General features: G+C 48.9%; 2 protein-coding genes. Both read left to right on the plus strand.

Annotation, left to right across the window (positions count from 1 at the left end; translation table 11 throughout):
• Nucleotides 1-413: 413 nt before the first annotated feature.
• Nucleotides 414-4,928 (plus strand): PKD domain-containing protein, encoded by a 4,515-nt coding sequence (locus E1163_RS27690; protein WP_155176574.1) that lies wholly within the window; start codon nucleotides 414-416, stop codon nucleotides 4,926-4,928.
• A 60-nt stretch (nucleotides 4,929-4,988) separates the two neighbouring features.
• A partial coding sequence (locus E1163_RS27695; RefSeq protein ID WP_221418096.1) for a DUF6443 domain-containing protein occupies nucleotides 4,989-9,764 on the plus strand: 4,776 nt, incomplete at its 3' end.

Raw genomic sequence — 9,764 nt, forward strand, 5'->3', positions numbered from 1 at the left:
TTCCACAGGCCGCTTGCACTCCCCATATGTACAGCATTTCTGTAGAACTTAGACAAACAAAAATAAAGAATAAAATACCAGGACCGGTAAAGGTGATGGGCAGGGCAGGTTGTGGCGTTACAGGTTGGTGTTAAAATTTTCAAAAAGCGTTTATGACCGGTTCATTATTAGTTATCCACCTTATCCAACCTGTATTCTGGAATGGTATTCTGCAATTAATTTTTCATTTCTTTGGGGAGCATGCTGCTGCAGCATTCGAACCGGCTACACCTGAGACTGCTTTTCGTGTAACTATTAAGTTGCCCTGTTCATCAGTTGAGCCACTGAGGTCAAGGCTACAAGCTTCTTGCGTGTTTCCTGTAAAGAACCGTTTTATTACATATTCAACAGTTATTAACCAATAAATTTATCTAATGTCTAATACTTTGTTGTTTAAGGGGTATTCATCCTCTTTAGTAGTGTTATTCTTTCTTTTGGTTTCGTTAGGGCTGCAGTTAGGAGTTGTACAAGGACAATCCCCGGACGTGGCTGCCACCAACCGCTTTGCACAAAACCCTGTAGGGTTGTATTCCGGTATTCCAGGAATTAGTCTCCCTGTAGGAGGTATTGACAGCCACAGCTTATCAGTGGGCTTATCGATGAGCTACCATGCCGGAGGCGTAAAAGTGGAAGACTACGCTTCCAGTGTAGGGCTTGGCTGGTCTCTTTCAGCCGGAGGTACGATCAGTAGGGTGGTACGAGGCATAGATGATTTTGATACTCGGGGGCATCTGAATATGCCCGTTGCTGACCTTACGGACCTGAATAAATCCTGCCTTGTGAATGGCACTGACCAATATAACAAAGTAGAACAAATGCTTGGAGGTACCCGTGATAGCAGTCCCGATATTTTTTACTTTACGTTTCCGGGAGGTTCTGGCAAATTTGTATTTGACAACAACGGCCATCCGGTGGTGCTGGACCAGTTCGGGCTTAAAATAGAAAAACCGGATGGGCCTACAGGCACATGGGTACTTACGACCCTGAGCGGTACCCAATATACTTTTGGAGGAGCCAGCCATGTAGAAACCAGCAATGATGTAGCTACAGCCTGGTATTTAAAGAAAATAACTGACCTAAGCGGTGAAGTGGCCGTTTTTAACTATGAGCAGGTATCTTTTACACAACCCCTTCCCGCACTAAAAACCCGTCACCACCTGATCAAAGGTACTGCCTGCGAAAGTAAAACCACAGAAGTAGAAAGGAATGAGACCATTACCACTTTCTACCCTGCAGAAATCATCCTAAACGACTCCAGAATAGAGTTTGTGACATCTGAGCGGTGCGACCTTCCCGGCGCAAAAAAGGTAGACGCGATTAGAATATACCACAACCAGGATGAGTTACTCAAAAAAATTTCCTTTCAATATGAGTGCGATGCCTCCAAACAGCGCCTATGGCTTATGAGTATGCAGGAGAGCGGAGAAGATGGCAGTATGCTGCGTCCAACCCGATTCGGCTACTACAACAAAGCCCTGCTTCCAGGTGTAGATTCCTACGCCCAGGACCATTGGGGATACTATAATGCTGCCAATAATGAAGATCTGGTCCCGGCATTTAACACTTCTTCTACCCATTTTTATGATGGCGCTAACCGCGACACCGATATTGAGAAAGTGAAATACGGTGTACTCCATCGTATAGACCACCCTCAGGGTAGTATCACTGAGTACGATTATGAATCTCAACAGTATAAGCCTTACACTGTTACAGAGACTTATACGTATGAGCCCGTGCCCCAGAGCCGCGAACTTTGTTATGGAGGCTTTACCGAATGTGCGGGCAATGAAGTTACCGGTACATCCAGCTTCAGTCTGAACCGCGAAAACAGCCTTGTGCAGGTGAACTATCACCTGAAACGCACCGAAGAAACCTACAACAATGTAACCACTAAAACCGCAGTTCATATCAAAAACACCGGTACGGGGGCAATAGTTTTTACCAAGAATCTGCCGGATGTAGGCGAAATCTCCGGTACCCAGTCCCTTACGCTTCCTATGGGCAATTATGAAATGTGGGTAGACTATGCGGGAAATGTCGACCATCAAAACGGTGGTCAAAAAGCCTCTATTTCGGTAAACTATAATACATATACGAAAGTTGGAGTTCCGGGCTACATCTCTCATGGAGGTGGGCTGCGGGTCAAAAAAATTGTAGAAAAAGATGGACAGGGGCTGAACCCTTCCCTGGTAAAAAGGTATGAATACACCGATCCTGGCACTACAACTTCTTCCGGCAGATTGATGATCAGGCCCCAATACTATTACTATAGTGATATGCCCTACTATGAGACGGACCTGGGTAACAACGTAGTGGCAGTACACAACTGCACTTACCTTATTGCACAATCTACCAGTGTAGTACCACTGGCCACCTCAGCTCAGGGAGGGTACGTAGGGTATGATTATGTCACTGTATATGAAGGTGAGGAGCAACAACCTTCAAATGGAAGGGTAATCTATGAATACTACAATGCCTCCGATGAACCTAACTATGGCTACATTATTGACTCCGGCCTGCCATCATCGAGCTATGAGCAAACACCACTTCCCGGAGTACCTCCCGTCGTAACTGAACCAAGAAAAGGCTACCTCAAAAAATCCACTGTGGAACGCTACTATCAGTCTGGTTACTACCCCGTGAAAGAAACTACCTATAACTATATCACCACCCCCAAGACGGCCGTAAAAGGGTGGATACTGTCTGGTCTGGTAGATAAAATCAACCTGCCCGCCAATGAAGGCTGTAAATACCTGGAAATGGCAGGCTATACCTACCAGTCCTCTCTAATTTCACTGCAAGGCACTACCCGGGTAGCCTATGATGGCAAAGAGTCCCTTACCGGTAATGCCACCTCGTCTTCCACGCAATATTTGTATAATACCAGCTACCCCTACCTTACCCGCGAAGAGTGGGCCGTAGATGGTACTGGCAAGACCTACAAATCCAAGTACCGGCGAGTGACCGACTTCGACGATGCTGCGATGAACGGAGTAGTGGGAATAATAAAATCCCTCAACCAGTTGGGCATTATCATTGACCAGCAACAATGGGTAGAGGAAAACGGCACGGAAAAGTTATATGGAAGCCAGGTCACCCTTTTTGACCACATCAATAACATGATCGTACCGTCGAGTAACTACAGCGCAGTACTGGAAACCCCCGCGAACAACTGGACCTCCTATAACGGTTACGGAGAGCCAGCAAGCCCCTACGAGCTGAATGCCACCTATACCTATGATGAAGATGCCACCCTTATAGAGGTGACCGACAAGACCGGGCAGTATGAGAGTATGCTTTATGGCTACGCCGATAAAGTAGCCATAGCACGCGTAAGCCATGCCCATCATAACCAGATAGCATATGGTAGCTTTGAAGCCACTGCCCCCGGCAACTGGGAAAACCTGGACGACAATATGATTGAGGAACATGACAGCAAAACCGGTAACCGTTCCTACAGCGGCTCGCTCAGCAAATGTTGCTTACCTGCAGGAACCTATACTGTAGCACTATGGGCCAAAGGCACAGGTCATAGCATCACCATAGCGGGTAAATCAAAAACCACCAGCCCTGCATGGACCTATTATGTATGGGAAGGCCTCAGCGGAGGTAGCATAACTATCAATAATACCGGGGCATTGATCGATGAGGTACGACTCTACCCTGAAGGAGCCCTGATGCAAACCTCTACTTACAAACCAGATATCGGTCTGACCAGCAGCACCGGTGTCAACGGCCAGTCAGTATACTATGAATATGATGGCCTACATCGCAAAAGGCTGATAAAAGACCAGGATGGGAATATTGTTAGCCACTTAAATTATGGTGTGGTGGGTATAGCCGGGTTTATAGAGCACCAACCCCTACTATTGGGAACTCCTTCAGCCTTTTCCTTTGCCACTTCCGATGGACGATCTGCACTGGACTATTCCTGGGATTTTGGCGATGGACAAGCTGCTCTGAATGGCCAAACGGTAAACAAAACCTACAGCCAGCCAGGAGCACATACCGTAACACTAACCATTAGTGATGGAGAAGACATTATAGACGTTTATACCAGGCAGGTATATGTAGAGCTTAGCGGTGAAATACAGATAGAAGACCTGGGCAACCGGCAGGTGGCACTAAGTGTATCAGGCAGTGAAGCCAACCTAACAGGTACCACGTATACCTGGGAGCTCCCTGACGATAATACCAGCCTCTCCGGACAATCACAAAACTATCAGTTTCACAGACTGGGCAGGAAAACCCTCAGGCTGGTTATAAAACATCCTGAGGGCATAGAAACAATAAGGGAAGCCCATCACTTGCTCTCCGGCACGATGACCCTTGCCTTCAACCCAACCATATACAACGTTATACAAAATCAGGAAGCCAGCTTTTCTCCTGTTCTGAACAGTAACCCTCCTGATGCTGAAACTGTAATAGACTATGGCGATGGTAGCCATGGCAACACTTTTAAGCACCGTTACCAAACCCCTGGTACCTATACCGTAACAGCTTATCAAACCCATGAGTATTATGCAGCTACCCCAGAAGCCACACTGACGGTAAATGTGGACTATGCCGCACCTGTACTGGAAGATGATGACGTAACCGTACAGATCGACTATCAGGGTGCAGGTGTTGATGACGATATTTATACCATCACCACCGCGGTAAAATATGGAAAACCCAGCCTTACGTGGTACTGGGAAGCCAAAGGAGACAGCGACACCTGGCAGTTGCTCCGCACGGGAAGTGCACCTCAGGAAGCATTCACCTTTCCCACCACCGGGAGTGGAGAGACCTATTCAGGAGCCTTCAGTGTTCGCGTGCGGGTAAAGGATGCCAATGGTGCCTATTCCAGCTATGTAGAAGTTCCTATGTTGAGAGAGATACCGAATTAATATATACCCTTGGAGCAAATAATAATGATCAATATATATAAAACAACGCCCTTGTTAAGAATGAATAATGCCAGACCCCGTCCGTTTTGGTCCGTATTGATACTAGCAATAAGTGTAATATTACAAACCTATAGCACCGGACAGGCTCAATTTGGTGGTGGCGGTAGCAGCGCCGACCCCTATATCGACGGCCCTGCCATAGTAGACAATGGCACCACTCATATGTACTACTTCATAGGGGCAAGCTCTCAAAGCAACCACCAGTGGACAGTATATGGAGGACAAAAAGTAAGTGAATACCAGGGGTGGGTACAGGTAAAATGGACCAGTGCCGGCACCAACCGTTATGTACAATGTACGGCCAATACCTCTGCGGGTACCCAAACCGCCAAGCTGTATGTGAAGGTAGAAGCCGTGCCCCCTCCGGGTACGCCTGGTACCCCGGTTTTATATAGCAACAACTGCGACGGCACCTATACCATCAAGCGAGGCTCACCTCCAAGTGGAGTAACCTGGTACTGGCAGGGAAAAAGCTCCAGTGGTACCTCCAAGTCCTCCTCAGCTTTGTATTATTCAGCCACCAGCTCCGGTTATTATTACCTGCGGGCCTATAGTACGAGTAGCGGCCTTTGGAGCACTTCATCTTCCCGGGTCTATGTAACCACCAGCACCAAACCTGCCACTCCGGGGATACCTTCGATGACAGAAAACTGTGGTGACACCCGTGTATATAAGCCTGCCAATACTTCGTCAATAAGTTACTACTGGACCTCCGGCACCACTACCAGCGGCGCAGCCAATGACAGTTATAAAGACCTCACCCAACCGGGCACCCTATACCTGAGGGCCAGGGGTAGCACGGGCTGCTGGAGTGATGTTACTACCGTGAATGTAAACGTAAACACCATCCCGGACGGCCCCACCACTGCCCACGATGAGTTGCGCTATGGACCGGGTACAGTTACCCTGAGAGTCTCCGGAGGCAGTGGTTCCGGCTACCGGTGGTATGATAGCGAAGACAACATCATTGCAGGAGCAAACACGGCAACCTATAGCCCCTTCATCACCACCACAAGTACCTTCCGGGTTTCCACCGTTTCAGCAGCAGGGTGTGAGTCTGAAAACAGTGTGCCTGTAACCGCATCTATGGCGCCAACCATTGATGTATCCGGCAGCCTGTCCCTGTATGCCGGTGAAAACGTTACCCTTACTGCGCTGGAAGGCTTCGATACCTACCAGTGGTACCGGGGAGGTGTACAAATACCTTACACCTCGCAACATATTACCACCTCTATTCCGGGTGTTTATGAAGTAAGGGCTACCAGTGCCGGCCGCGAGCTGTCCTCAACACCTGTCACTGTCACCGTGATTAGTGATGATATGCTTGCCTCCTCTGGTTATAACAGCCACGCTATTACCCGCGTGCTGAAGCCCGGCGTAGCCCGTGCAGACCTCTCTACACTCAACAATGCAGATAAGCGATCGTCCATCACCTACAAAGATGGCTTCGGGCGCCCCCTCCAGGAGGTAGCCCTGCAAGCCTCGCCGCAAGGGCAGGACGTGGTACATGCCGCGGCCTACGATCGGTTTGGCCGTCCCGTAGCCGCCTACATGCCTTATGTAAGTAACCTGGCCGATGGCTCTTACCACAAAGAAGCACTAACCGCCGAAGGAGGTTACCAGGCCAGTGAGCAATATCAGTTTTACCAAAACACTCCCGCAGTAGCACACGATAACGATCCCTACGCCACAAGCGTATACGAGGCCAGCCCCTTACACACCATACGTGAAGCCGGAAGTGCAGGCAGCCTCTGGCAACCCGGTGGCCATACCACCCGGTATGACTGGAAAAACAATGTAGCAGGAGTCAGAAAGTGGGAGCTGGATGCCCAGGGAAAACCAGTCAGCACCAGTGAGTACCCTGCCAGCCAGGTATCCATGAGTGAGGTGGTCGACAGCCAGGGGGCAAAAGCCCAGACCTTTGTAGACAAAAGAGGCCGTGTGCTATTGGAAAAAAGCATAGCCCCGACCGGAGAAACACTAAGTAAATATTATGTGTATGACCTCTTCGACAGGCTGGTGTATATCATACCCCCACTGGCTCTGGAACAGGCCAATTATCAGCCTGATGAGACCTTTATCCAAAAATACTTATATAAATACACCTACGACAAGTACGGAAGAATAATAGAAAGCCAGGCGCCGGGCATAGCGCCTGTGTATCAGGTATACGATAGAAGAAACCGCGTTGTGCTGAGCCAGAATGGCAATCAAAGGGCAAGGTCGGCAGGTGAATGGTCTTTCGTTAAGTATGATCGCTACAACAGGACTATCCTGACCGGTATTACCGAACTAAGCGCAGATGTAGCCGCCATCCGTCTGGCAGTACATAACAGCTCCGTATATCATGAAGACAGGGGGAATGCGGTACATGGATATACCAACAATGCCTACCCGCAGGAAGCCGATGAAAACAACTACCTGAGTATAGTATATTATGACGATTACAACTTTGCCCACGCCTCTGCTTACCCCATGCAGCAGGCGTTAGGCCATCAAAACGCTCATGACCATGTTAAAGGGGCCGTAACAGGCTCCAAGGTAAAAGTACTTGGGCAGGACAATGCCTGGCTACATGCCGTGGTATATTATGACGACCGTGGCAGGGCCATACAAAACCTGAACGACCACCACCTGGGGGGCACCGACGTCACCACGGTAAAGTATGACTTCGAAGGCAAGGCTCTGGAGGTAGAAACCTCCCACCAGAGCATCAGCCAGCATTACACTTATAACTACGACCATCAGGGCAGGCTTCTGGAAGTAGTACACAATATCGACAACGGCCCCGACGTAATACTTACGCGTAACGAATTCAATGCCCTGGGACAATTGATAGATAAAAAACTGCATGCCGAAGATGGACTGAACTTCGCCCAGTCCATAGACTATCGTTATAACATAAAAGGCTGGCTTACCAGCATCAACAACCCTACGTTGACTATAAGCGCTGATAATGATGAAAATACCGATTACTTTGGTATGGCCTTCGAGTACAATGCTTTAGATGGAAAAATTAACAGCCTGACCTGGAGTAGCGGCCAGGCAGGAAATGTAAAACAGAAAGGCTACGACTATACTTACGACAACTTTGGCAGACTGCAGGCCGCAGGCTATTTTGAAGTAACCCAGGCAGGTAAGAGCCTGATGGATGCCTATAGCGTAAATGGCCTGCAATATGATGCCGGGGGCAATATCAAGTCCCTGAACAGAAAAGGAGCACAGGGAGAAAATATGGATGAGCTCTCCTATGTATATGACGGTCACCAACTTATGAGCATCAGCGATAACGGGGCTACCGGTAAGGCTGGGTTTGATGATGGACATATGACTGGCAATGACTATATTTACGACCAGGACGGTAATATGACCCGGGACCTGAACAACGAGATAAGCCAGATCACATACAATACCCTGAACCTGCCAGACACCATAACGCGACAAGACGGAAGCAGAATCCGGTACATTTACACAGGTGCAGGAGAAAAACTGGCAGAAGAGATATATGACGATGCCAACACCCTGCTAAAGCGTACCGACTATGCAGGAGGCTATATCTACGAAAACGATCTGCTTCAATACATTATGCATGCTGAAGGGCGCATTGTACCCACAACTGATGGTAGCTATGAGTATCAGTATTTTATAGGCGACCACCAGGGCAACACACGGACAGCCTTTACTACAAAGCCCAAAGAGATCGTGTTTACACTCAATTATGAGAACAATGAAAGCATGCCCGATGATGCGGATCTTTTTGAGGCTGTGACCACCCATGAGAACAACCTGATGGACCACACCGACGCCGGTACCACGGCCAAGCACTCCCAATTGCTACGTGGCAGTGAGGGTGAGCGTGTAGGCTCAGTGATAGCCATTCCGGTAGGTGCAGGCGACAAGGTCACGGCAAAGGCTTTTGCCAAATATGTAGAAGTAACAGAGACCCTCTCAGGAGCCACAACCTCCATTGCCAGTACCCTGGTGGGGGCTTTTACAGGCTCAACAGGGGTAGCTGAAACAGGCAGCCAGTCTATACACAACAGTTTTGGGGAAGGCTCCCTGATAGGAAGTGCAGGATTCCCTTATGAGGATCAGAACGCCCCATATGCTTTCCTGAATGTGATGTTCCTGCCGGAAGGAGAAGTGATCTCCCTGGAGCATGGTACTACTTTTGCGTATGACCAACTGAGTGCAGGCTTTACCCAACCGGTGGGCGATGGCGTCAACCGTCCCTTTGATGAACTGAAAGTTGAAGGCTTTGAAGCACCTGCCAATGGCTATGTCATGGTATATGTGAGTAATGAGAACCCATACCTGGTGGATGTTCACTTTGATGATCTGAGCATAACAGTCAATGAGCATCCGGTAATAGCGGTAACAGATTACTACCCTTTTGGCTTGCAGCATGCCTCAAGCTGGACCCGGGTAACGAGTTTGAAAAACAAGTATCTCTATAACAGCGGTTCTGAACTGGATGAAAACACCGGGCAGTACATGACACCCTTCAGGCGATATGACCCTGCTACAGGAAGGTTTACCGGAGCGGATGCGCTAACCCACCAGATGAGTGGTGTTACGCCGTATCAGTATGCATTTAACAACCCAATAAGCTTCAACGATCCCATGGGGCTGGCACCCGAGGACCAGCAGTTTGGCCTGCCCGTCTATCAGGATGCTTCAACCGGAGGCTCAGGGCGTTCAGGAAGCTCCACCAACTGGTTTAGGGGTAGAATGGCTCCCGGAAGCGGAAATCATTGGACTGATCAGTACCGATCT

Origin of the sequence: Fulvivirga kasyanovii (genome assembly GCF_009711405.1) — a bacterium.
Taxonomy (GTDB): Bacteria; Bacteroidota; Bacteroidia; order Cytophagales; family Cyclobacteriaceae; genus Fulvivirga; species Fulvivirga kasyanovii.

Coding starts and splice junctions, on each gene's coding strand:
- E1163_RS27690 (WP_155176574.1), top strand. CDS start 414: ATGTCTAATACTTTGTTGTTTAAGGGGTATTCATCCTCTTTAGTAGTG.